This is a genomic window from Gymnodinialimonas sp. JB5-7 (genome assembly GCF_055693405.1).
Genome location: NZ_JBVFUX010000004.1, coordinates 60,737 through 84,161, shown reverse-complemented (window position 1 = coordinate 84,161; position 23,425 = coordinate 60,737). Strand labels below are relative to the sequence as shown.

General features: G+C 61.1%; 25 protein-coding genes and 6 pseudogenes. 13 read left to right on the top strand and 18 right to left on the bottom strand.

Annotation, left to right across the window (positions count from 1 at the left end; translation table 11 throughout):
- Positions 1–15: 15 nt before the first annotated feature.
- From ACZ1HK_RS00975 to ACZ1HK_RS00965, 3 genes and pseudogenes are all read left to right on the top strand, one after another.
- Entirely contained in the window at positions 16–381 is a 366-nt protein-coding gene (locus ACZ1HK_RS00975; RefSeq protein WP_472627095.1) for a DUF4345 family protein, read from the top strand.
- Between the two features lie 74 nt (positions 382–455).
- On the top strand, positions 456–950 hold the full coding sequence (locus ACZ1HK_RS00970; protein WP_472627094.1) for an SspB family protein: 495 nt from the start codon (positions 456–458) through the stop codon (positions 948–950).
- A gap of 32 nt (positions 951–982) precedes the next feature.
- Positions 983–1,339: pseudogene (locus tag ACZ1HK_RS00965) on the top strand (class I SAM-dependent methyltransferase); the annotation flags it as partial.
- A 9-nt stretch (positions 1,340–1,348) separates the two neighbouring features.
- On the opposite strand, the gene ACZ1HK_RS00960 reads toward ACZ1HK_RS00965, so the two are convergent.
- Entirely contained in the window at positions 1,349–2,419 is a 1,071-nt protein-coding gene (locus ACZ1HK_RS00960; RefSeq protein ID WP_472627093.1) for a LysR family transcriptional regulator, read from the bottom strand.
- 131 nt (positions 2,420–2,550) lie between these two features.
- Here ACZ1HK_RS00960 and ACZ1HK_RS00955 point away from each other — a divergent pair, with 131 nt between their 5' ends.
- The 6 genes from ACZ1HK_RS00955 (at position 2,551) to ACZ1HK_RS00930 (ending at position 5,543) form a co-directional block, all read left to right on the top strand.
- Entirely contained in the window at positions 2,551–3,024 is a 474-nt protein-coding gene (locus ACZ1HK_RS00955; protein WP_472627092.1) for an SRPBCC family protein, read from the top strand.
- The gene (locus ACZ1HK_RS00950) at positions 3,011–3,325 is read left to right on the top strand and encodes a DUF1330 domain-containing protein (protein WP_472627091.1); all 315 of its coding nucleotides are present in this window, start codon (positions 3,011–3,013) and stop codon (positions 3,323–3,325) included. Before ACZ1HK_RS00955 ends, ACZ1HK_RS00950 begins: the two co-directional genes overlap by 14 nt.
- A 150-nt stretch (positions 3,326–3,475) precedes the next feature.
- Positions 3,476–4,864: a class II fumarate hydratase gene (gene fumC / locus ACZ1HK_RS00945; protein ID WP_472627090.1), complete on the top strand. Its 1,389-nt coding sequence runs from the start codon at positions 3,476–3,478 to the stop codon at positions 4,862–4,864.
- A complete protein-coding gene (locus tag ACZ1HK_RS00940; RefSeq protein ID WP_472627089.1) occupies positions 4,861–5,040 on the top strand; it encodes a DUF4169 family protein in 180 nt (59 codons plus the stop codon). Before fumC ends, ACZ1HK_RS00940 begins: the two co-directional genes overlap by 4 nt.
- The gene (locus ACZ1HK_RS00935) at positions 5,033–5,254 is read left to right on the top strand and encodes a ribbon-helix-helix domain-containing protein (RefSeq protein ID WP_472627088.1); all 222 of its coding nucleotides are present in this window, start codon (positions 5,033–5,035) and stop codon (positions 5,252–5,254) included. Before ACZ1HK_RS00940 ends, ACZ1HK_RS00935 begins: the two co-directional genes overlap by 8 nt.
- A gap of 34 nt (positions 5,255–5,288) precedes the next feature.
- The gene (locus ACZ1HK_RS00930) at positions 5,289–5,543 is read left to right on the top strand and encodes an N-(5'-phosphoribosyl)anthranilate isomerase (RefSeq protein ID WP_472627087.1); all 255 of its coding nucleotides are present in this window, start codon (positions 5,289–5,291) and stop codon (positions 5,541–5,543) included.
- Between the two features lie 76 nt (positions 5,544–5,619).
- On the opposite strand, the gene ACZ1HK_RS00925 is transcribed toward ACZ1HK_RS00930, so the two are convergent.
- From ACZ1HK_RS00925 to ACZ1HK_RS00915, 3 genes and pseudogenes are all read right to left on the bottom strand, one after another.
- Positions 5,620–6,909, bottom strand: a complete 1,290-nt coding sequence (locus tag ACZ1HK_RS00925) for a cytochrome P450 (RefSeq protein ID WP_472627859.1) — start codon at positions 6,907–6,909, stop codon at positions 5,620–5,622.
- A 56-nt stretch (positions 6,910–6,965) separates the two neighbouring features.
- Positions 6,966–8,224 (bottom strand): annotated as a pseudogene (locus ACZ1HK_RS00920) (hypothetical protein).
- 42 nt (positions 8,225–8,266) lie between these two features.
- On the bottom strand, positions 8,267–9,022 hold the full coding sequence (locus ACZ1HK_RS00915; RefSeq protein ID WP_472627086.1) for a cytochrome c biogenesis CcdA family protein: 756 nt from the start codon (positions 9,020–9,022) through the stop codon (positions 8,267–8,269).
- Between the two features lie 133 nt (positions 9,023–9,155).
- Between ACZ1HK_RS00915 and ACZ1HK_RS00910 the strand changes: the two genes are divergently transcribed.
- Positions 9,156–9,347 (top strand): sulfurtransferase TusA family protein, encoded by a 192-nt coding sequence (locus tag ACZ1HK_RS00910; RefSeq protein WP_472627085.1) that lies wholly within the window; start codon positions 9,156–9,158, stop codon positions 9,345–9,347.
- Positions 9,348–9,490: 143 nt separating this feature from the next.
- On the opposite strand, the gene ACZ1HK_RS00905 is transcribed toward ACZ1HK_RS00910, so the two are convergent.
- From ACZ1HK_RS00905 to rplM, 7 genes are all read right to left on the bottom strand, one after another.
- Positions 9,491–10,573, bottom strand: a complete 1,083-nt coding sequence (locus ACZ1HK_RS00905) for an ABC transporter ATP-binding protein (protein ID WP_472627858.1) — start codon at positions 10,571–10,573, stop codon at positions 9,491–9,493.
- Positions 10,574–10,575: 2 nt separating this feature from the next.
- Positions 10,576–11,382: an ABC transporter permease gene (locus tag ACZ1HK_RS00900; protein ID WP_472627084.1), complete on the bottom strand. Its 807-nt coding sequence runs from the start codon at positions 11,380–11,382 to the stop codon at positions 10,576–10,578.
- Complete coding sequence (locus ACZ1HK_RS00895; RefSeq protein WP_472627083.1) at positions 11,379–12,443, bottom strand: ABC transporter permease; 1,065 nt, start codon at positions 12,441–12,443, stop codon at positions 11,379–11,381. Before ACZ1HK_RS00895 ends, ACZ1HK_RS00900 begins: the two co-directional genes overlap by 4 nt.
- 173 nt (positions 12,444–12,616) lie before the next feature.
- The gene (locus ACZ1HK_RS00890; RefSeq protein WP_472627082.1) at positions 12,617–12,808 is read right to left on the bottom strand and encodes a hypothetical protein; all 192 of its coding nucleotides are present in this window, start codon (positions 12,806–12,808) and stop codon (positions 12,617–12,619) included.
- 148 nt (positions 12,809–12,956) lie between these two features.
- Positions 12,957–14,012 (bottom strand): hypothetical protein, encoded by a 1,056-nt coding sequence (locus ACZ1HK_RS00885; protein ID WP_472627081.1) that lies wholly within the window; start codon positions 14,010–14,012, stop codon positions 12,957–12,959.
- A 161-nt stretch (positions 14,013–14,173) separates the two neighbouring features.
- Positions 14,174–14,668, bottom strand: coding sequence for a 30S ribosomal protein S9 (rpsI, locus tag ACZ1HK_RS00880; protein WP_472627080.1), 495 nt, complete (start codon positions 14,666–14,668; stop codon positions 14,174–14,176).
- Position 14,669: 1 nt separating this feature from the next.
- A complete protein-coding gene (gene rplM, locus ACZ1HK_RS00875; RefSeq protein WP_368474928.1) occupies positions 14,670–15,131 on the bottom strand; it encodes a 50S ribosomal protein L13 in 462 nt (153 codons plus the stop codon).
- Positions 15,132–15,388: 257 nt separating this feature from the next.
- Between rplM and speD the strand changes: the two genes are divergently transcribed.
- The gene (speD, locus tag ACZ1HK_RS00870) at positions 15,389–15,760 is read left to right on the top strand and encodes an adenosylmethionine decarboxylase (protein WP_472627079.1); all 372 of its coding nucleotides are present in this window, start codon (positions 15,389–15,391) and stop codon (positions 15,758–15,760) included.
- Positions 15,761–15,878: 118 nt separating this feature from the next.
- On the opposite strand, the gene ACZ1HK_RS00865 is transcribed toward speD, so the two are convergent.
- A complete protein-coding gene (locus tag ACZ1HK_RS00865; protein ID WP_472627078.1) occupies positions 15,879–16,298 on the bottom strand; it encodes a PaaI family thioesterase in 420 nt (139 codons plus the stop codon).
- Between the two features lie 68 nt (positions 16,299–16,366).
- Here ACZ1HK_RS00865 and ACZ1HK_RS00860 point away from each other — a divergent pair.
- Positions 16,367–17,159, top strand: a pseudogene (locus ACZ1HK_RS00860) (enoyl-CoA hydratase).
- Positions 17,160–17,255: 96 nt separating this feature from the next.
- On the opposite strand, the pseudogene ACZ1HK_RS00855 reads toward ACZ1HK_RS00860, so the two are convergent.
- The 3 genes and pseudogenes from ACZ1HK_RS00855 to ACZ1HK_RS00845 all read right to left on the bottom strand — a co-directional run bounded on the left by ACZ1HK_RS00855 (position 17,256) and on the right by ACZ1HK_RS00845 (position 20,700).
- Positions 17,256–18,723, bottom strand: a pseudogene (locus ACZ1HK_RS00855) (carboxypeptidase M32).
- A pseudogene (gene ctaA / locus ACZ1HK_RS00850) lies at positions 18,723–19,862 on the bottom strand (heme A synthase). Before ctaA ends, ACZ1HK_RS00855 begins: the two co-directional pseudogenes overlap by 1 nt.
- A gap of 82 nt (positions 19,863–19,944) precedes the next feature.
- Positions 19,945–20,700: an RNA methyltransferase gene (locus ACZ1HK_RS00845; protein WP_472627077.1), complete on the bottom strand. Its 756-nt coding sequence runs from the start codon at positions 20,698–20,700 to the stop codon at positions 19,945–19,947.
- Between the two features lie 117 nt (positions 20,701–20,817).
- Between ACZ1HK_RS00845 and ACZ1HK_RS00840 the strand changes: the two genes are divergently transcribed.
- Positions 20,818–21,450 carry a thiamine phosphate synthase gene (locus ACZ1HK_RS00840; protein WP_472627076.1) on the top strand — a complete coding sequence of 211 codons (633 nt, stop codon included), beginning with the start codon at positions 20,818–20,820 and terminating at the stop codon, positions 21,448–21,450.
- Here the strand turns inward: ACZ1HK_RS00840 and olsA are convergent.
- The 3 genes and pseudogenes from olsA to ACZ1HK_RS00825 all read right to left on the bottom strand — a co-directional run bounded on the left by olsA (position 21,447) and on the right by ACZ1HK_RS00825 (position 23,422).
- A pseudogene (gene olsA / locus ACZ1HK_RS00835) lies at positions 21,447–22,282 on the bottom strand (lyso-ornithine lipid O-acyltransferase). The gene ACZ1HK_RS00840 and the pseudogene olsA sit on opposite strands and share 4 nt — an antisense overlap.
- Positions 22,279–23,052, bottom strand: coding sequence for an L-ornithine N(alpha)-acyltransferase (gene olsB, locus ACZ1HK_RS00830; RefSeq protein ID WP_472627075.1), 774 nt, complete (start codon positions 23,050–23,052; stop codon positions 22,279–22,281). Before olsB ends, olsA begins: the two are co-directional and overlap by 4 nt.
- Before the next feature lie 169 nt (positions 23,053–23,221).
- Positions 23,222–23,422: a DUF3553 domain-containing protein gene (locus ACZ1HK_RS00825; protein ID WP_472627074.1), complete on the bottom strand. Its 201-nt coding sequence runs from the start codon at positions 23,420–23,422 to the stop codon at positions 23,222–23,224.
- Positions 23,423–23,425: the final 3 nt, after the last annotated feature.

Here is a 23,425-nt window from a genome sequence, read left to right as displayed (position 1 = left end):
TCGGGTTCAAAACACATGACCGCCATCGACTATATCAACTACGCTGTCGCCGTCCTGACCATAGGATTGGGTCTGCTCGGCTGGCTTGCGCCGCGCTGGACCATGGATGTGCTGGATATGAAGTCCGGACCCACCAACATGGCCTATACCGAAGTGTCCGCCGTATCGGGCTGCTTGTTCGTCGGTATCGGCGCGGGCGTGCTGTTCCTGAACGAACCGATGGCATGGATCGCTTTGGGTCTTGCCTATGGCGGGGCCGCTGTGGGTCGCGTGACTTCGATCCTGCGTGATCAGGCCGGATCGCGCCAAAGCTGGACGTTCTTCGGGACCGAAGCCGCGCTCGCCGCATGGTTGGTCATTGCGAACACGCCTGCCACCTGATCCCGCCAGACCGCCTTTCATATCGGCACGAATCTCGTATGGTGATCAGGTCTGCACGCAACCGGTTCATATTCATGCCTGAAAGCACGTCCTCCATTCCCTATGGCCGCCTCATGCATGAGGCTGTTTGCGGTGTTATCCGTGAGGTGCTGCAAGGCGTGTCAGACAATGGTCTGCCGGGTGAACATCATTTCTTCATTACCTTCAACACGCGCCACGAAGAGGTCGACTTGGCCGACTGGCTGCGCGATCGGTACCCCGAAGAGATGATGATCGTGATCCAGAACTGGTATGATGATCTTGTCGTCGAGCAATCGCACTTTGCCGTGACCCTGAATTTCGGCGACGCGCCCGAACGCCTTAAGGTGCCGTTCGATGCAATCCTGACCTTCGTGGACCCCTCCGTCGAATTCGGCTGGCGGTTTGAGCGAAATGAAGAGGAGCCGGATGGGCCGTCGCCCGATGGTGGTGGCCCCGACGGAGAAACCGGGGCAGACGAAGATGGTTCTGATACCGCCCCGCGCGATGCAGAGGTCGTGAGCCTCGACACCTTCCGCCGCAATACCTGACCCTCCGCGCCCCAACGTCCAGGAAGATCCGAATGGCCACCAGCGATTTTGCCCTGTTCATGGGCCAGCTTTTGCGCAAACCGCATCAGGTTGTAGCCCTTGCGCCCTCTTCCAAGGGCCTGTGTGCAGAGATGGCGGCGGAGCTTGATCCGGCAAAAGGTCCGGTCATCGAATTGGGGGCGGGTACCGGCAACATCACGCGGGCCATTCTGGACGCCGGAATCGCGCCGGAAGCCTGCCATTCGATCGAGATGAACCCGGATTTCTGCGACCGCCTCCGAGACAATTTCCCAGGCCTCAACGTCTATCAGATGAGCGCGGGCGATTGCGGCGATCTGCCAGTCGAGAATGTACAGGCGGTTGTCTCTGGTCTGCCGCTCTTGTCCATGCCCACACAGCTACAGCGCGACATCATGACGGGCTTTGCAAAGAAGGTTCAGCCCGGTGGCGACTATGTCCAGTTCACCTATGGGCCTAAACCACCCGTCACAAAAATAGTGCGCGAGGAGTTGGGACTGACCTGGCGCAAAAGCCACAAGATTTGGTGGAACATGCCACCAGCCCGCGTCTATCGCTTTTCGCAATCCAGCTAAGCAAGCGGTCCTAGAAAAAGCGACCGACGTTCTTTCAGGCTCTTTCGCCATGTGATCAACAAGCAAACGCACCCGCTTGGTTCGGCGCAGGTCGGAATGCAGCAAAATCCAGACTGAGCGGTCAAGCCAAGGCGCCACGCCCGGAACAGGGACCAGATCCGGAAAGACTGTTTCGAAATAGACCGGCAGACGCGCCATCCCAAGCCCCGCGCGTACCAGGTTCACCTGCATATAGAAGCCACGAACGGCGTGCCGGAGGCGAGCCCTGGGAAAGGCGGTTTCCTTCACCCACGCGCCTTCGTCACCCCAACCAATCCACGAAAGCCCCTGCCCTTGCGGCCCGCGATCTGACCAATTTCGGTCGAGATAACCTTGGCTGGCGTAGACGCGTGCGGCGGTCTGGGCGACCTTCCGGCCCACGACATCATCATCTACCGAGAACCCGACCCTTACAGAAACATCGACCTCCGCCCGTTCGAGGCTTTGGATGCGGTTGGAGATGTCGACATCAAGCTCGATCTGCGGATGTTTGGCGGTGAACGTCCCAAGGATCGGGGCCATAACGTCAAAGGCCAGCCCCGGCGGCATCGTCAGGCGGATCAAACCTGCCGGCTCCCGATCCAGCCCGGTCAACTGACGGCGCGCGGCAATCACCGCGGCCTCGGCCTCTTCCGCTTGCGGGATCAGGGTCTCACCGGCTTGCGTCAGGATCAGCCCACGCGGCGTGCGATCGAACAGACGCACACCATAGGCCGTTTCAAGCGCGCGCAGATGGCGATCCACGGTTGCATGGGTTGCGTCCAACGCATCCGCCGCGCCACGCAGGCTTCCGTTGCGTGCCACAGCAAGGAAATAGGGAAGTCCGCTCCAATCCATGGGGGCTTATAGCAGATGCTGCAGCACGAAGTGGACCGAATTCTGACCGCAGCGGTGCGTATGTGGCACTTCTGGATAAAATTCGAGCCGTTACATCTGGCTCATCTTTCGCATCCTTGAGGAGCCCACCCATGCCGAATGTATCCGTCACCCGCCAAGTCCAAGTCCCCCTGGATGCCCTTTGGGCGTCATGGGACGATTTTGGAGACATCGCCAAATTCAATCCGAACCTCAATGCTTCCTACCTTATCAACGCACGCCAGGCTTCGGGCAAAGGGGCCGAGCGGCAATGTGATCTGACCGATGGCAAAACCTACCTCAAGGAGAAGATCACCGGCTACGACCCGCACCGGCGGCTGGAGATCGACATCTACGAGTCAAACATGCCGATCAAGAATGCCCGCGCCGTGTTCGACTTCCGTGCCCTTGGCCCGAAACGCTCCGAGGTGACGATGACCATGCACTTCACGCCGCCGTTCGGCCCGCTTGGCTATTTGATGCTGCCGCTGATGAAACCGCAGATGCGCGGCTTGCTGGCGAAGCTGTTGGACGGCAACAAAGCCTATGTCGAACGTGGCGAAGAAATCGTGCGTGTGGCTGCGTAACATGGCCCATTACGTTATCGCGCAACTCGATGTGACCGACCCCGAGGCGTTCATGGAAAGCTACGCCAAGCCGTTGGGGCCGCTCTATGATCGGCATGGCGGCAGGGTCGTGGCAGCGTCCATGGCGCCGTCCATGGTGGAAGGCAGCAGCACGGCGAACATGGTTGCTGTGCTGGAATTCCCCTCCGAGGATGCCTTCGACAATTGGTACAGTGACCCCGACTATCAGCCGCTTTTGGCAAAGCGGCGAGCGCTGACGCGCATGGGATCGAGCCGGTTGATCGCGCTGCCCGGCGCTTAGCCTCGTCCACCGCCTGCCCTGTATTTGTGGGCGGTGGGCAAGTGGCCATCGACGCATCGCCACTGGTAGCGCAAACCTGCGGCCGACCATGCGTTGCACCCCCTTCCGGCCCCGGTAAACCGCTTCGTAAGCCGCATACCGGAGGATAATATGACCCAAACCCGTACAGAGACCGACAGCTTTGGCCCGCTGGAGGTTCCCTCCGACAAGTATTGGGGCGCGCAGACGCAGCGCTCGATCCTGAATTTCCCTATCGGGTGGGAAAAACAGCCCGTAGCTGTTGTTCGCGCCTTGGGTGTGATCAAGCGCGCCTGTGCTGAGGCCAACCACAAAGCTGGCAAGCTCGATGGGATCGGCGAGGCCATTATTGAAGCAGCGCAGGAGGTGATCGACGGCAAGCTCGACGACAACTTTCCGCTGGTTGTCTGGCAGACGGGTTCCGGCACGCAATCGAACATGAATTCGAACGAAGTGATCGCCAACCGCGCGATTGAGATCCTTGGCGGTGAGATCGGCTCCAAAACCCCCGTACACCCCAACGACCATTGCAATATGGGCCAGTCGTCGAACGACACGTTCCCCACTGCCATGCACATCGCCACCGCCATGACGGCGCGGGATGTGACTTTGCCGGGCCTGCGCAAGCTGCTGGCCGCGCTGGAAGAGCGTGCGGCGGCCTTTGAAGGCATCATCAAGATCGGCCGGACCCATACGATGGATGCCACGCCGCTCACGCTTGAACAGGAATTCGGCGGCTACGCCCATCAGGTTCGCAAGGGGATCGAGCGGGTCGAAGCGGCACTGGGCGACATCTACGAACTGGCGCAAGGCGGCACGGCTGTTGGCACCGGGTTGAATTCTCCCAAGGGCTGGGGCGAGGAAGTTGCGGCCAACATGGCGCGGATCACCGGCCTGCCCTTTGTCACGGCCCCCAATAAATTCGAGGCGCTTGCAGGCCACGATGCCATGGTCGCCATGTCGGGCGCGATGAAGACCGTCGCTGCCTCGCTCTTCAAGATCGCCAATGACATCCGCTTGCTCGGCTCTGGGCCCCGCTGCGGCCTGGGTGAGCTGATGCTGCCAGAGAATGAGCCCGGTTCGTCCATCATGCCGGGCAAGGTGAACCCGACGCAGTGTGAGGCGATGACGCAGGTCTGCGCCCATGTGATCGGCAATGATGCCGCCGTCGGCTTCGCCGGCAGCCAGGGCCATTTCGAGCTGAACGTCTACAAGCCCATGATGGCTTATAACGTGCTCCAATCGATGCAGCTTGTCGGCGATGCCTGCGTGGCCTTCACCGACAATTGCGTCGCCGGGATCGAGGCGAATACGCAACGCATCGACAAGATCATGAACGAAAGCCTGATGTTGGTCACGGCCCTTGCCCCCACCATTGGCTACGACAACGCCACAACGGTCGCCAAGACGGCTCACAAGAACGGAACGACCCTTAAGGAAGAGGCGATCGGTCTGGGTTTTGTGGATGAAGAAACCTTTGACCGCGTCGTGCGTCCCGAAACCATGATCGGCCCGAAGTGACGGGAAAGGTCGTCAGCCTGTCCCGAGCACGCAAGGCGCGTGCCCGGGACGCAGGCCGCCGCCAGGCAGATGCCAATGCGGCCAAACACGGCCGCACCAAGGCTGAGCGTCTGACCGACGCAAAACGCAATGCCAAAGACACGCGCGACCTCGACGCACACAAACGCGATGACTGACGCCCGCCCCCGCAAGCGCTCCCTGACCTTACAAGGCCACCGCACCAGCGTGTCGCTTGAGGATGCGTTCTGGGAAGAACTTCAGGCGATGGCCGAGGCCCGCGAGATGTCCGTGAACGCGCTGGTCGCCGAAATCGACGCCGCACGCGGGGTGTCTGCAGGGCTCGCCTCCGCGATCCGGGTGCATATCCTGGCGGAGCTCAAAAGGCGGTAAGGTCCAGTTAACCAAGGCTGGATAGTGTTTTGGGATGGATAAGCAGCCCCCAAACGTCAGCCCCGAAGTATTTATTGCGGACATCTTTGGAACCAAACTCGTCCGCGATGGAACGGTCGTCCGTCGCAATATGCGCGATGTTGAGCGCTACTATGAACGGAAGGCCTTCATCAACGAAGTCTACAGGCACGGGTCTCGAGCCGTCGAAAATGCGGGCCAGATCGTTATTTTCTGTAACTGCGAACCGGTTCGTATCCTACGGCCGCGCGCCCAGATTGACGCACGCTAGCAGAAAAACTCGAGTTTTTCTGGCCCGGAAAACTGCAGTTTTCCCAACGGAAATCTCCAGATTTCCGCCCACGTCTCTACCGCCGTGACACACGCAACCGGATCCCATCCTTCGCCCGCACCGTCAGATACGCCACCGGTACCGGATCATCCCCCTCAACCCGCTCAAACCGGAATGCCCGCACCAGCATCGCCAGCAGTAGCGGCCCCTCAACCATCGCGAACCCGGCGCCAGTGCACACCCGCGCCCCGGCAGAGAAAGGAATGAACGCCTCACGCGTGCATTGCTTACCGTTCTCCGTTTCCCACCGCCCGGGATCAAACCCGTCCGGGTTTTCCCACAAGCGCTCTTGCCGATGCAGATGCCACGGCGAAATTACCACTTGGCTGCCCACTTTGACCGACCGGTCTCGGAAGGTCTCGGGGCAGGTCGTCTCCCGCACCATCATCGGCACCGGCGGGTAAAGCCGCAGCGCCTCGCGAAACACATCGCGGGTAACACGCAGATTGGACATCGCACCAAAATCCGGTGCTTCGGGCAAAAGCGCGGCTTCCGCCGCAACCTTGTCCTGCCATGCGGGATACCGCGCCAGCAGATACAGCGCCCATCCAAGCGCCGAGGCGCTCGTTTCGTGCCCCGCCAGAAAGAAAATCGCGACCTGATCGACCATTTCTTCGGTCGTGAAGCGCTCGCCCGTTTCCGGATCCCGGGTCGTCATGATCTTTGTCGCCAGATCATCGGGCGCGGTCCCGGACTTGATCTCGGCCATCCGCGCCTCGGTCATCTCAGTAATCAGCGCTCGGATCGCCTTTGCTGTGCGCCGCGTCTCAGCCCTATGACCCCGCGGCAGCCACTTGGGCAGCGGCACAAAAGCCGCCGCGTTCAAGATCGGTTGCGTCCGCTGATAGGCACGGAATTCGTGAAAAACGCGTGTGGCGATCTCGGCCTCGATCGGCAGAGAGAAGAGCGTGCGAAAGATGACATCTGCCGCCGCATGGCTCATCTCCTCTTCAACTTCAACCACACCTTCTGGCATCCGCGTGGTCGAGGCCGCGCCTGCCGCCCACATTGCCGGGAAGGTGTCGCGCAGCCGTCCGCCCTCAAAAGCCGGGTCAATGATCCGCCTTTGTCTTTGCCATTCTTGGCCGTTGGTCAGAAATACCGAGTTCCCCAGCAAAGGCCTCAACCCCTCGCCAACCCGGTCTGATTTCGGAAAGTCGAGCGGGCGCGCTTTCAACACCTCCTCCACCAGCGAGGGCTGGTTGATCATGTAGGAGCGGAAGAATGGCGTCCGAAACTCTGCCATCCACGCCCGATAAAGCCGCGCGGGTTGCGCGGACAGGATATCGTCGCGAAAGAGCCGCATGTAGCGCCAGAGGGAGACACGCTCGGCCCGCGCCGGAGGTTTTGGCGGCAGGTCCGTCACGCCGCGATGTCCGTGAACTTGTTCACTGGCATCTCAAGGCGTGACTTTGATGGGGCCCGCGCGCCAAACCGGTCCCACAAGGTCATTGGGCCAGCGGTTACACGAAAGTAGTCATAGACCTCCGGGCCGTCAGGCAAACGATCAAAGGCATTCAGGTACTGGAAGTGCAGCTCAAACAGCTTCCATTTCAGACGCGCCTGTTCGTCGGCCGACAAAGTCTGGGTGAAGGCCGCTGAAATCACCAAAGGCCAACGCTTGCCTTCCGGTGCGACGCCAGAGACAGAGACCGGATCACACAGCGCAAAGGCGCAGCCATCACTTGGGGCCGTGACATCGACCCAAGGCACATCACCTGCGCCCATGAATGCCAGATCCGCCCGCAATCGCCCCGCTTTTGGCAGGAACGACACCATCGGCACCACATGGCCAAGGGTCAGCAAGGACAGCACTGGCCCATTCTCGGGAACGCGCCCGGCCCGGATCAGGTCCGCCAGAACGGATACCGCGATATAAGCGCCTGAGGAATGGCCGACGATCAGAACTTCGTCCACATCCTTGCGCAAAACCTCGGCAATCCGGTCCGCAAAATCGCGCATGCGCGCCTCCTGCTCAGGGGGTAAGCGCCCTTCAGAGAGGAGGAAAACGCGTAGTCCTTCATCAGATACCAAGCGTAAAGATGATCGCGCCGCGCGCACCAGCGCAGGAACAGATAGCCAAGCCCCAGCCCGCCCAACCACGCAAAGGGCTGGAATGCATCGAACGGATTGGCCAGCACATCCGCTCCGATCATCGCCATGAGCCCATGGGCGCCGCGATAGATCAGCCAAGCCGCGCAACCGGCAATGGCCAATGCCACAAGGCCTTGCAATAGCAGCACGACCACCGGGTAAAGCGCTGCAATCACTGGCCCCTTCCTGAGCCGCATCAATCGCCACAATGCGCCTGACCCGATATAGGCCCATGCGGTGCGGACCAGGGCCATGTAAGTTGCGGCAATCCCACCCTGCATCCGGTCCCGCACGATGTCCGCCCAGTAGAGCACTTCCAGATCGGCGGAGACCTCCGCCCCCTCGATCTGCGCGTCCACGCGCCAGCCAAAGCGGGCGCCTTCCGGCGGCTCCCGCTTCTCAATCACGTAACCTGAGATGTCCGCCTGCCGCGCGGCCTCCCGCCGGTAGCGTTCCCGATAGGCGCGCGGCGGCACCGGATCGAAGCCGGGGATATAGAGGACATGTCTGCGAGAAACGCTGGCCATGACCGCCACAATAGCGGTCGATTTCGGCAGCACTAGGGCAATTCAGCCCAAGGCGCCAAGGGCTGGGAAGGTTTCAAGCAGCCAGAAGGCAAATGCCGAAAACGCGCCGGTCATCAGGGCGATGCCGACGGCGACCAGCAATCCCCCCATGATACGTTCAATCAGCTTCATGTGCCGTTTCATCTTTGCCATCAGCCCCTGCGCGCGGTCGATGAAGGCCGCGGCCAGCAGGAAGGGTAGCCCGAGCCCAATGGCATAAACCGCCAACAGGGCTGTGCCCCGCTCAACACTGGCTTCCGTGGCGGCAATCGACAGGATCGCGCCAAGCTGCGGGCCGATGCACGGCGTCCAGCCGAATGCAAAGGCCAAGCCCAGAACGTAGGCACCCAGGGTCGATCCGCCCTTGTCGCCCGCATCCAGCCGCGCCTCTAGGTCCAACAGGGGGATGCGAATGATACCCAGAAAATGCAAACCGAAGATGATCACGACGGCGCCGGAAATCCGCGCCAGAAGGATCTGGTTTTGCAGGAAAAATTGCCCAAGGATTGACGCGGTGAAGCCAAGGAAGATGAAAACGGTGGACAGTCCCATCACGAAGAACAGGGCGGGTAGCAACGCCTTGCGCCGCGCGGCGCGGGCCTCGTCCTGGATGTCCGTCATCGTGATCCCGCCCATATAGGCGAGGTACGGCGGCACAATGGGCAAAACACAGGGGCTGAGAAAGCTCAGCACGCCCGCCGTCAGGGCCACCACCATCGCGGGCAAAAGCGACGCGTCAAACAGATCAATTCCGAACATGCCTCAACCCTTAGACGCCCTGCCGCGCCGCGTCACGCGTCAATCCGGCACAATCGCGTAGACGTGAGCGCGCCGTGCGCGTTACCTGCCGGGCATGGCCGATCCGATCCTTAGTCGACGCACGTGACCTGCTGTGCCCCTACCCGTCCTGCGCCTGCGCAAAGCGCTGGCTTCAGTTGCACGAGGGGCCGAGGTGCACCTTCTCGCCACTGACCCTGCCGCCCATGTCGACGTTCCACATTTCTGTGCCGAGCAGGGCCACATTCTGCTGTCCACTACCGAGGAAAACGACGCCACGCGCTTTCACATCAGGCGCGCGTCCTAGCCGCCCGCCGCTGGCCACGCGCGCCGACGGGCCGCGCAAGCGGACCCCGGCGCGCCAAGCCCAAATGGCGGAGGCTTGCCTGTTGAAAACAGGCGAGCCGAGCCAGATGCGGGAGCTCTCCCAGACCGATCCAGGCGCGCTGCTTAGTCTGGAAACACCACCATTGCCCTGGGGTCCCAACCCACACGTGCCTGCGCACCGACGTCCAAAACGTCGCGTCCGACGGTATTGCGCATCGACAGCCGAACAGGCGCCTCCAGCCCGTCCAACCGCACGTCGTAATAGGTCATGTCGCCGTAGTAGACGACTTCATCCACCACGCCGCTGACCTCGCGCGATCGGGCCGTCTCGCCGTCATACAGCAGTGACAGTGTTTCCGGCCGCAAGCCCACCGAACACGCACCGGAAACTGCGCCCTGCGGGCTGATCACGCCCTCCAGATCAACCGGCCCAAGACCCGCAACCTCAAGCCTTTCGCCGGCCTGCGCAGGCAGGAAGTTCATCACGCCGATGAAATCGGCCACCCGCTTCGTCGCGGGCCGCCGGTACAATTCCTCCGGGTCCGCAAGCTGCGCAATCTCACCTTCGAACATCACGGCGATGCGGTCTGACATCACCAGCGCCTCTTCCTGATCGTGGGTGACAAGCACGAACGTGATGCCAACCTCGCGTTGCAGCTTCATCAGCTCTACCTGCATATCCTCGCGCATCTTGCGATCCAACGCAGAAAGCGGCTCGTCCAGCAAAAGCACCTTCGGCTTCAGGATAAGAGCCCGCGCCAGTGCCACGCGCTGACGTTGACCGCCTGACAGGGCATGTGCCGCGCGCCCGCCCAGATGCCCAAGCCCGACCATGTCGAGCGCCGCGCCTATCGCCCGCGCCTTGTCCGCCGCCCCCATACCCGACTTCCGCAACCCGAATCCGACATTTTGCTCAACACTGAGATGGGGAAAAATCGCGTAGCTCTGGAACACCATGTTCGTCGGCCGCAGGTTCGGTGGCACCCCCGCCATGTCCTTGCCCGACAAGGTGATCGTCCCGCCTGAAATCTCTTCAAACCCGGCAATCGCACGTAGAAGTGTGGTCTTGCCGCAACCCGAGGGCCCGAGAAGCGAAAAGAACTCCCCGGCCCCAATCTCGGCCGAGATGTCCCGCAGCGCGTGGTAATCGCCGTAATACTTGTTCACGCCGTTCAGACTGATCAGTGGCCCAGAATTTATATCCAAGTTCACAGGAACCCTCCCGCATCATTTTGGCCCATCTTCCGCAAGCCCCGGCGCCGAAACCCGTCTGCCACGATGAGCAACACAATCGACAGTGCGACAAGGATTGTCCCAAGCGCCATGACCACCGGCAGGCGTGCCGGGAACCGCAATTGTCCCCATAGATAGACAGGCAGGGTCGGCTCGTTGCCCGACAGGAAGAAGGCGATGATGAATTCATCCAAGGAGATGATGAAACAGATCAGGAGTGAGGCGATAATACCAGGCACGACCAGCGGCAAGATCACCAGACGGAACGCGCCCGCGCGCGTCTCTCCTAGGTCAACAGCCGCTTCTTCCAGCGATTGATCGAGTCCGGCGAAACTGCCCTGCAGGATCGCAATCGCAAAGGGCATGCACAAAAGGGTATGGCCCAGAATGATCGTGAAGATCGACGTTTCCAGCCCCAACTGCATCAACACCACAAGCAGCGAGATCGCCACGATCACCTCTGGCAGGACCAGTGGCAGCATGATGAACCCCATGATCCCGCCCTTTAAAGGGAAGTTGTAACGGGTCGCCGCGCGCGCTGCGAACATCCCCAAACAGGTCGCAAGGATCGCGACCGAGCAGGCAATGATCAGCGAATTCAACGTGGCCTCGTGCAAGGCCGGGATATTGCCCAGTTCCGCAAACCAGCCCCAAGTGAATCCGCGCAGCGGGAACGCAATGACCGTCCCGTCGTTGAACGCAAACAGCGGCAGCAGCACGATCGGCGCATAGAGGAACACCAGATATAAAACCGCAAAGACGCCAAGGGGCCGGATCCTCATATCCCCCACCTCCCCTTCGGCAGGAAGACCGCAATCGCAATCGCGCCGCCCGCCATGATCGCGGCCATCACACCCAAGACGCCCGCAGGTCCGAACCAATCCGCCCCGTAGGTCCACAGCCACCACAGGATGCCAATATCAACCACCGCAGCCGCGCCCGCCAGCGCAAGTCCTGCAATCCCGCCGCCGACGCGATCATTCAGATGCACCCAGAACCGCACATGCAGGATGGCCCAGGCCAGTGTGATCGTCACCGTCAACATCGCCACAACGGCCAGTGTCGCCCCCATCGGCCGGTTCGACAGGTCGAAAATCTGCACATAGATCATGTTGGCGATCATTGTGCCGCCTGATCCGCCGACCAGCCGCGGCGTCACGTAGTCGCCCACCGTCGGGATGAAGACGATCAACACCGCCGCCAGCACGCCCGGCATGGCGAGCGGCAAGGTCACTCGGAAAAACGTCATCACTGCCCCCTCACCCAGATCCTTGGCGGCCTCCAGAAGCGAACGATCGATCTTCTCCAGGCTCACGAAGATCGGAAGGATCGCAAAGGGCGCAAAAGCATGGGCAAGTGTGATGACGACCGCATTGGCGTTGTAGAGGATCCACGAAAGCGGCTCTTCAATCAGACCCAATTCCATCAGGGTCCCGTTGACCGGCCCGTCAAACGCCAGAATCACCCGCCAAAGGAAGATGCGGATCAGGTAGCTGGTCCAGAAAGGGATCGTGATCAGGAACAGCCAGATCGCTTTCTTCTCGGGCCGGACGTAAAAGCTGATGAAATAGGCAATCGGGAACGCCAGAACGACAGTGACCGCAGTGACCGAGGCCGCGATCCGCAAACTGCGCATCATCAGGGCCCGGTAGAGCGGATCGGTCAGCGCCTCGGAATAGTTCTCAAGCGTGAAGGTCCGGTCGATTTCAAGGAAATTCTGGGTCCAGAAGCTGAACGCAATGATCGTCAGCAAAGGAAATGCCAGAAGCAACAGCGCAAAGATCAGCGCCGGGCTGACAATGGTCAGACCCTGCCTTGCATCCCTCGATAAACCTTGTGCCATCCCCGCGCCCTGCACGCCCCTTGAGCGGGCAGGATTGCCGTTCGGCCGCATAATCACAAGAGGCGTGTTGAGGGGCGCGCGTGGCGCCCCTCAGGGCAGAGTATTGGTGCGGTCAGCCTTCGCTCTCGGCTGGCGGAACCTTGGGGTTCGGCTGGGTAGAGACGGACGTAAAGTCAGCATCGCTTTGGATATCCTCGCAAGCGACTATCAAGGGCCGGGTCGCACGCGGTGATTTCCGTCGTCAATTCGGCGGGCTTCACCAGGGTCGTCGGCTCAGAGGCCACGTCTGCCGCTGCGTCGCCGGTCGCAAAGGCCGGGGTTGCAATCGCAAAAGCGGCCAGGAAAACACTGAAGATACGGGTCATGGTCTTGTGCTCCTCTCAATCACAATCACGAAACGCGGGGCTGTTCGTCCCCCCGCACGCGCGGATTTGGGAAGGCTGTCTTGTTGTGCAAGACATGCTCACAATTCTGTGATGAAACGGGGCAAGACCCGCACCCTGAGGTTTGATCTTAGCGGGCAGATTGGGCCCCAGACACCTTGCCGTTTGGCCGAACCAACGCCGTGCCGCCCATGAACAGACGCCCAAGGCTTTCCTTGATCAGTCGCTCAGCCTCTGCCGCGTCCCGACCAGAGCGGTGGGCCAGGATCGAGGCCGTCGCAGACGCAATCGCCATGGCAAAGGCCGAAAGGCCCATCAAGGCGGCGAGGATGACACCGAGGATGGCGGCCAGATGCATGAAGGCCCCATTCAGGCTGTCCGCGCCAACGCTTGTCATTTGCCCGACGGACGCGGCCAACGCCACAGTTGTGAAGGTCAGACCCGCCAGGAACAATGCCGATGGAAACGCGCTGCGGATTGCGGCGCGGAAATCATGCCAGGCACTCTCAGCCGACGAAATATTGTCAATGCCCGAGCTTGTGCGGTGCCAACTTGGCAGCCTGCTTGCAGGCGCGGCGGTCCAGGCATCCCCAACCGCGACAAGCGCGCCGGCCGTCAGGGTCAGAACACCGGCCAGCCACGGCACGCCCAGATTCCAAAGCGCAACGGCAATCGCGCCCATCAGCCCGAAGTGCAGGCTAATATAAAGCGGGAATGTCAGTCCGATCTGGAAGCTGTCCCATGTCAGACGCTCACCGTTCGGGCCTTTGCCCGACAAAATGCGCTCGATCACAGGTCCAAAGGTCACGATCGGGACGATAACCATCGCCAAAATCATGGTCAGCGACACACCGCCAAACCCATCGCGACTGACCGAGGCAATGGCCCAATCGCTATGTTCCGTGGCAAGGTTGAACACCGTCGACAAAAGCAGGGCAACAATGCCTCCGGCCCCAAGTCTGACCCGAAAGGTCGACCAATCCCGCGTACCGCGCCATGCGCCAACGGGATCAGCAAACATGAAGATCACAAAGATGGTTAGCGAGGCTGCGCTCGTCGCGGGATCTGTCGCACCGACAAGTCGCAACGAAAGGGACGCGACCAAACAGGCCATCAAAGCTGTTGTTAATCCACCCAAATGCGTGATCAGAAATGACCATTCGGCGCGTTGCGTTGGTGCATGCATGACATCTGCTCCCCAGAATATGGGGCTGTCCTAGGTAACGATTGCGGCACGCATGCGGCACATTCCGGGCAGAAAATGGGCTGGTGTGATGCGCCAATCCCACAAAGGAAAAGGGCCACCCAATCGGGCAGCCCCATCCGAAATTCCAAAAGGCGTTAGGATCAGCGCTTGGAGAACTGGAAGCTCCGGCGGGCCTTGCGGCGACCGAACTTCTTGCGTTCCACCACGCGGCTGTCGCGGGTCAGGAACCCGGCAGCCTTCAGCGCGCCCCGCAACGACGGCTCATACAGTTGCAGCGCCTTCGAGATACCGTGCTTGACCGCACCGGCCTGACCCGAAAGACCACCACCCTTGACAGTCGCCATGACATCAAATTCGCCATCAACACCGGCCACGGTGAAGGGCTGGCGCAGGATCATCTGAAGCACGGGACGGGCAAAGTACTTGTCCATCTCTTTGCCGTTCACGGTGACCTTGCCGGAGCCCGGCTTGATCCAGACGCGGGCGACCGCGTCCTTCCGCTTGCCGGTGGCGTAGGAGCGGCCAAGCGCGTCGCGCTGTGGCTCACGGTGGATCGTCTCAACCACGGGCGCTGCGGCCTCCGTGCCTTCTACAGTGCCGCGCAATTCGTCGAGCGATGTGAGTGTCTCGGTCATATCATGCGCTCCGCGTGTTTTTCTTGTTCATCGACGCCACGTCGAGAACGGTAGGATCCTGCGCCTCGTGCGGGTGCTCAGCACCGGCATAAACGCGCAGGTTGGTCATCTGCTGACGGCTCAGCTTGTTGCCCGGCAGCATCCGCTTGACGGCCTGCATGACAACACGCTCTGGGTGCGCGCCTTCCAGGATCTGGCCGGTGGTGCGGGACTTGATCCCACCCGGATACCCCGTGTGCCAGTAATTCGGCTTGTTGCGCTTGTTGCCCGTCAGCTGCACCTTGTCGGCGTTGATGACGATGACATTGTCGCCCATATCCATGGACGGCGTGAACGAGGCTTTGTGCTTGCCGCGAAGACGCATGGCGACGATCGAAGCAAGACGGCCCAGAACAACGCCCTCGGCGTCGATCAGGATCCACTTCTTGTCGATATCCGCCGGCGTGGCAGAGAAGGTTTTCATTTTGCGTTTCCTAACGGATTTGCGCCGGAAGGCGCTCGGGTCAGCGCCCTGCGGCGCGAAAGAAAAACGAAAGAGCGGCACGTGCCCCTCGAACATGGGCGCTTTCTAAGCATCTTTGCGCCCACGTCAAGAACACAAAGACGTAACGGATTAAACAAAAACAACGACTTAATAATGGGGTTTTATTTTACCCCATAGATTTCCCACCGAATTCCGCCCCTTGCCCTCGCTCACAGACACGGGCCATACCCTCCGCCATGACCGCGACGCACCTCACAGCCAAAGACGGCACCACTTATGCCGGCACGCACCTGATCGTGGATCTCCACGATGCGGCACACCTCAATGATCGCGCATATATTGAACAGGCGCTACGCGACGCGACCGAAGCCACCGGCGCGACCCTCCTCAGCTTGCATTCTCACCACTTCTCGCCCCAAGGCGTCACCGCGATGGCGATCCTCGCAGAGAGCCACATCTCTTGTCACACTTGGCCCGAAATCGGCTTTGCCGCCTTCGACCTATTCATGTGCGGCGACACGGACCCAAACGCGGCCATCCCAATCCTGAAAGCTGCCTTCCACACCGACAATGTCCGCGTGACAGAGTTGCACCGCGGCGCACGCTGACCCTGTCTTCCATTGGTCAGAAATACCTCAGGGGGACAGTCCGAAGGACTGGGGGGACAGCGTCCCCCACTCCTCGATCATCAGAACGCGGCGCAAGCCGCTCCTTTTGAACGAGGTGCTACTTCGGTGGAATCGAATAGGTCATCGACATGCGCGCCACCGGGGCTTCCATCCCGTCCGAGAACAGCAGGCACTCGCCAACCGCCAGCACGCGACCCAGTTTCAGCAAGCGGCACTCACAGACCATGTCGGCACCCGCGACCGGCTTGCGCATGAAGTCGAAAGAGCCGCTTGTCGTGACGGCCAGCGCTTCACGGCCCACCATGGCCATCACAGCGATATAGACCGACACGTCGGCCAGCGCGAACATGGCCGGGCCCGACACAGTGCCACCGGGGCGCAAATGCCGCTCGGCCACCGGCATGCGCACGCGCACCGCCATATCGCGGACGTCTTCGATCACGAAATCGCCGCGCACCTGCGGAAATACCTCGTCGAGATAGGTTGCAACCTCTTCGGCATTCATCTTGACCGGCATGGCTTCCCCCGTCCTCCGTCCCGGCTACCTTTCCCGCAACTTGATCACACGCGCAAGGGAGGCGCCCCATGACGACAGAACCCCTCGTTCTGCGTGACGATCACGGCGCGATCACACATCTGACGCTCAATTCGCCCAAGAACCTCAACGCGCTGAGCGATGAGATGTTGGCCGCCTTGCAATCGGAATTCGATCACCTCACAGACGATGCCGATCAGAAGGTTGTCGTCCTGAAAGGCTCGGGCCGCGCCTTTTGCGCGGGCCATGACCTCAAGCAGATGCAAGCACGCGCGTCAGTCTGAGGATAACGGCGCCGCCGCATGGAAAGACCTGTTCGACCGCTGCGCGCATCTGATGCAGACGATCCCCGGCCTGCCCCAGCCCGTCATTGCACAGGTCCACGGCCTTGCCGCCGCCGCAGGCTGTCAGCTTGTCGCCTCCTGCGATCTGGCCGTGGCCGAGGAGGAGGCGAAATTCGGCGTCAACGGCGTCAACATCGGCCTCTTCTGCTCGACACCCATGGTGGCGCTTTCCCGCGTCATGCACCGAAAGCAGGTCTTCGAGATGCTGACGACCGGCAAGTTCCTGACAGCGCCAGAGGCGCGAAACGCGGGCCTGATCAATCGTACGTCGCCCGCCGAAGGGTTAGAGGCCACCACGGCTGATCTGGCCGAGACCATCGCCGCAAAACTCGGCTCCGCGGTCCGCGTCGGGAAGCAGGCTTTCTATGCCCAGGCGGAATTGACCACATCGGAGGCCTATGCGCTCACCGGCGAGGTCATGGTGGAGAACATGCTCAACCGTGACACCGACGAAGGCATCAACGCCTTCCTGGAAAAACGCCCGCCCACTTGGTCCTGAGGGAGGAATGCAGGAGTTAAGATTTGGTAAACCAAAAAGGTTATTTTGTATCTGTGTCAGGAGCTTAACCCCACTTATCAACCGTGATAAGCGCACTCAAACGCCAAACAGCGCCCCGTATTTCGCATCCAGGTAGTCCAGCAGCGGCGCTTCGCTGATCTCTCCGCCTGTGGCATGCATGATCGTTTCACGCGGTGTCCTCAGACCCCCATGGCGCTGCAGGTTCTCGCGCAGCCACTCCAGCGCCGCTGATGGATCGCCCGCCTCCAGCTGACCATCCAGATCCGCCACATCCCGGCGCAGCGCCTCATGCAAGCAGCCCGCATAGACATTGCCCAGGGAATAAGTCGGGAAATAGCCGAACAGCCCGACCGACCAGTGCACGTCCTGCAGCACACCGTTTGAGGGGCGATCGATCTCCAGATCCAAAGTCGGAGGCAAAGCGCGTGTTCCACGCCTCTTCCAGGTCAGCGACCTCAAGCCCGCCGCCGAACAACTGCCGCTCCAGATCGAACCGCAGCATGATGTGCAGGTTATAGTGGACCTCATCCGCTTCGGTGCGAATGTACCCGGTCTCGACCCGGTTGATCACCCGCGCGAAGTCCTCGGCGCTGGCCGACAACACGCCAAAGTGCGCCTCCATCCGACCATGCAGGAAGCGCGTGAACGGAGCGGATCGCGCAAGCTGATTTTCGTGTATGCGGCTTTGGCTTTCGTGGACACCCATCGACACGCCTTGCCCGATCGACGTCAGACGCAGGGCCTCGGCGATGTTCTGTTCATAGGTGGCGTGGCCCACCTCATGGATCGTGGAATACAGGCACCCAAGCGGTTCGCCCTCATCCACGCGGGTCGTGATCCGCACATCGGCGCCCGAGCCAGAGCTGAACGGATGAACCGCCAAATCCAGACGTCCGGTGTTGAAATCATACCCGAAGACCTTTGCGATTTCTGCGCCAAGGGCCATCTGCGCGGCCTTCGGGAAAGTCCCGGACAGCGCGTTGGGCATGTCGACCTCAGACAGTCGGCCGCGCAGATCGACCAGACGCGGGCGCATGCGGTCGAACAAGGCCGCAATCTCGGCAGCGGTCGCACCAGGCTCGTAGTCTTGCAGAAGCGCGTCGTAGAGATCGCCGCCATCGGCGATAGCAGCCGCTTCTTCGCGGCGCAGGGCAACGACCTGCTTCAGCGTGGGCAGAAAGGCCGCGACATCATCCGCGGCGCGCGCCTTGGCCCAGATGCCTTGGCTGACCGAGGTCAGACGCGCCAGCTCTGCCGCCAGATCACCGGGCACCTTCACCGCCCGTTCATGTCCTCGTCGGATCTCACGCAGTTGGGCGGTTTGCACTGCGTCAGCGGGTTCCACGGCCTCAAGCCATTCGCCAATACGCGGATCGGTTCGGCGGGCATGCAGAACGGATTCAAGCGCCGCCATTTCCTCACCGCGTTGCGCGGCGGCGCCGGACGGCATCATGGTTTCCTGATCCCAACCCAGACGGCCCATCACCTGACCCAGGGCTTCGGTGGTCTTTTGGAACGCGAGAAGATCGTCGATGGCAGCCATCAGGCGGCTCCTCTGACAGATTGTGGCAAGGGGTAGCGTGCGAGGAACCGCGCGCGCAGGATTAGTGTCACAAGCACGACCGCGCCAAATTGGTGCAGGATCGCCAGATACCAGGGCGAGGAGTGCATGACGGTGACGATACCAAGAACAATCTGGCCGAACATCATGACCGCCACCCAATCAAAGGCGCGCCGCGTCGCGGTGCGGGAACTTTGCGCGCCGCAAACCACGCGCCGATGCCGAACAGCAGCAACACATAGCCGGTGATGCGATGAATGAATTGAACGGTCCCGTCATTTTCAAAGAGGTTCCGATACCACGGCTCCAGCACCCACATATCGGGCGGCGTGAAGGCCCCGGCCATCAAAGGCCAGTCGATATAGTTTCGGCCCGCATCAATGCCCGCAACCAATGCGCCAAGCAGGATTTGCACAAAGGTCAGATGCAATAGACCGGTCGCCATACCGTTCAGTTTTCGGTCGGCATCGCGGCGGGCCGTCATAAGCTCCGCCTCTGCGCGACCGAGCGTCAGGATGTACCAGGCCATTAACGCAAGGATCACGAAGGCCAACACCAGATGAACCGCGAGCCGGTAAGACGCGACATCGAACATCCCCGGCGCAAGGCCAGAATGGACCATCCACCACCCCGCAAGGCCTTGCAGCCCGCCGAGCGCGCCCAGCAAAAGCAATCGCCCGGACCAACCCGTCGGGACAGACCTTGTCGCCAAAAGCCCCAGAAAGCCAACGGCCCATACAAGCCCAAGGGCCCGTGCCCATTGTCGGTGCCCCCACTCCCACCAGTAAATGAACTGGAACTCGGACATCGACATGCCGCGGTTTTGTTCCTGGTATTCGGTGGTTGCGCGGTAGGCCTCCAGCTCGGCTTCCCAATCCGCTTCATTGAGCGGCGGGATCGCACCGCTGATCGGGGCCCATTCGGTGATCGACAGCCCTGAATCCGTCAGCCGCGTCAGGCCACCCACGGCGATCTGAACGACCACCATCACAAACAGGATCATGATGAAGATCCGCACACGCCGCCGGCCCCGACCACGGTCGCCCGTCACGCCACCCGGCGTTGCCGCGGGCTTCTGCGCCTCGCTGACCTCTTCGAAAGATACTGCGTCTACCGGCCATTGTCGTCCCTCTTCGCTCTTGCCCGCAGACCTAACCCGGCCCCTCTGCCCCTTCAAGCGCCCGCGACATCGATGCACGCGGCTTACCTGGGGTCCTTGCGCTTGCGCTCCGCCCACCGGCGCATTTGGCGCAGGACGCCATGCATGGTTTGGACATCGGCACGGGTCAGGTTCAACCGACCCCACAGATTGCGCAGCGTCAGCTTCATGCTGTCGGCCTTCTCTGGTGGCCAGAAGAAACCGGCCTCCTCCAGTTGCGCTTCATAATGATCGCCAAGCGCACTGACTTCCAAACCACTGGCAAAATCCGTCTTGGCCAGCTCCATCACTTCCGGTGCGACATCCACCGATTGTCGCCGCCATTCATAGCCGCACAGCAAGACGCATTGCGCCAGGTTCAGCGATGGGAAGTCGGGATTGACGGGCACGGAAATGATGGCGTCCGCCCGCGCGATATCGGCATTCTCAAGACCTGCGCGCTCAGGGCCAAACAGGACACCCACCTTGCCACCCTCGGCCGCAATGGCCCGGGCCTGCTCCATTGCACGCTCTGGCGTAACGACCGGTTTGGTCATTCCGCGTTCCCGCGCCGTGGTTGCGAAGACATAGGTACAATCGGAAAGGGCGCCGGGCACATCCTCAAACAGCCCCGCCTGATCCAGCAATCGCCCCGCCCCGCTGGCCAGCGCCACGGCTCGCTCATTCGGCCAGCCGTCGCGCGGCGCCACAACGCGCATATGGTCGAGCCCGAAGTTCCACATCGCGCGGGCGGCCGCGCCAATATTTTCGCCCATTTGCGGGCGGACAAGAACGAAAGCCGGTTGGCGTGGAGTAGTCATGGCGTCTGTCATACGCGCCGCTTAGCCAATGGCCCTCAAGGCTGCAAGCCATCGCCCCATTGCCCCGCCGGATTGGGAAGGTTATCAGCCTCAAAACTCGCTTGGCAGGAGAACGCCATGGCCACCGAAGACACGTCCGTCGATCGCCCGCAAATCTACTTGATCACGCCGCACAGTTTTGACCCTTCGGTCTTTGCGCCGCAGCTTGCGCAGATCTTGGACGGCGCGGAAATCGCGTGCGTGCGGATGGCGTTGGCCGGTGATGATGAAGACACTCTCGCCCGTGCCGCGGATACCTGCCGCGAAGTGGCCCATGCGCGCGACGTGCCACTGGTGATTGATCGTCATATCCAATTGGTCGAACGACTTGGTCTGGATGGGGTTCACCTGCCCGATGGTGCGCGATCGATCCGCGCCGCCCGCAAGACGCTCGGGGCCGATGCAATCCTTGGCAGCTATTGTGGCGCCTCGCGCCATGACGGGATGAATGCAGGTGAGGCCGGTGCAGACTACATCAGCTTTGGGCCTGTCGGGGAAAGCCGCCTTGGCGGCGGGACTCGCGCCGAGGCGGAGTTGTTTGCCTGGTGGTCGCAGATGATCGAATTGCCCGTGGTGGCCGAAGGGGCATTGGATACCGATCTTGTGGCAGCCCTGGCCCCCGTGACTGATTTTTTTGCGATCGGCGCGGAGATTTGGGGGCAGGATAATCCATTGTCGGCGCTCCAGACCCTGTTGGCACCGCTCGACTAGACCAGAGCAGTCCCCGTCTCCAACCCATGCCGAACGGCCGCCTCGGCGGCCTGGGCAAGGGCTTTTCGATTGACTGATGGCCGTCACCGGAAGCGGAGGATGATAAATCACCTCGACCCGACCACGGCCGGGCGTGGCCAGAATTTGCAGCAAGCTCGGCCCGAAATCCATGTCCCCCCACCATCCGTAGTGGCGCGGATGTGCACCGGCAGGGGCGTGATAACGCAGACTGACAGGTTGGACCGAAATCTCGTCTTTCAATCGGTCGGAAAAGAAGGCGGCGAACAGCGTTGTCTTGAACGGCAGCACCTGCTTTCCATCCGTCGACGTGCCTTCCGGGAAAAACAGAAGATGGTGGCCCGCGATCAAGCGATCCTCGAACAGTTTTGTTTGCGCCGCCGCTTCACGTCGGTCGCGGCGAATGAAGACAGTGCCCGTGCCGCGCGCCAGCCAGCCCGACACCGGGCCAAGTGCTGACCTCGGCCTTGGCGACGAAATACAGCCGCTTGCAGGCGTTCAGAACGAAAATATCCAGAAAGGAGACATGGTTGCTGACATAGGCACCAGCGCCGCGCATCGGCGTGCCGACAACCTCGCGCTGCAACGACAAAAACCGGCACGCCGAAATGCACACAAACTGGGTGATGTAGGGCGTAATGGGGCGTTTGAGGCCCCAGATTGCCCGTTCCAGCGGTCGGCAAACCAGCAAGAGCGGGAAGCAAATCAGCAGCAGAACGACCAACGGCCCGCCGCGCCACGCAATGCGAAGCCAGTCCAAGGCGCTGATTGCACGCGGCGTCGGAGGCTCTTCACCGTACCACGTGCCGCTCATCGCGCCGCCCCGCGTTGGTAGATCGCGCGATGGGTGTCGGACATGCGGGTCACGTCCATCACAAGGCAAACGTCGATACAATTAAACGGCTCATCAATGTACGCGCCCTGCCCGACATATCCACCAAGCCGCAGATAGGCTTTGATCAACGCCGGCATCTGACGGATCGCTGCAGGACGGTCCAGGCTTTCAGGCGCGATCAAATCCATCCGTTGAAAGCCATCCGCACGGGCCTGGGGGCGAATATCTTCAGGCGCGAGGTGGCGATGGTGCAGCAAAGAGAGTTGCCCCGCCAACGGCGTGGCATCGAGGCCGTGAAAGCTCGCCACGCCAAACATCAACTCGATCTTATGGGAGGAAATGTAGTCCGCCAGGCCGTTCCACAAATGCATCATGGCCGCCCCGCCGCGATAATCGCGGTGCAAGCAGGACCGGCCCAATTCCAACAACCTCCGACCGGAACTGTGCAGCACGCTCAGATCATATTCATCTTCGGAGTAGAAACCGCCCGCCCGTTTGGCGCCGTCCGCGCACATAAGGCGATAGACACCAACAACCTGGTCCTCAGGCGCACGGCGCTTATCGAGCAGCAGAAGATGCTCAAAAAAGGGATCGAAGCGGTCGGCTTCTATCCTCTCGTCATGATCGACAAGCGCGCCATCACCGCCCAGTTCTTCTACAAAAACATGGTAACGCAAACGTTGTGCCGCCAAGACATCTGCGTCACTCGCGGCCAGGCGCAACTCGAATTTGGGCTCGTCCATAGACATGGTGCGAGGTGTATCCTCGTAGTGCGCAGCGCGCGGCGCGGGGAGCGTTGGCGCGCAGGGTTAAGCGGAGGCAGGCCCATTTGCAAGCAACCGCAATGCGCGCTGGACGCGAAGCTGACGCCAACGTTAAGTTCGTGTTAACCAGTTTCCGCTATCGCTGAGGTTGAGTTTATGAGGGATCTACGATGACCAGACCCACGACCCGGCCATCCAACACTACCTTGCCCTCATGTTCGAAATTAACGGTGACCTTGCCGCCGATGTTTGATTGCACCTGCCCCACCCCCCAATCGGGTGCGGCGGGATGTTGAACATACATGCCGGGTTCAAGGATCGCTGTGATATCGGCGGCGTGTGTATTTCGTTCCATAAA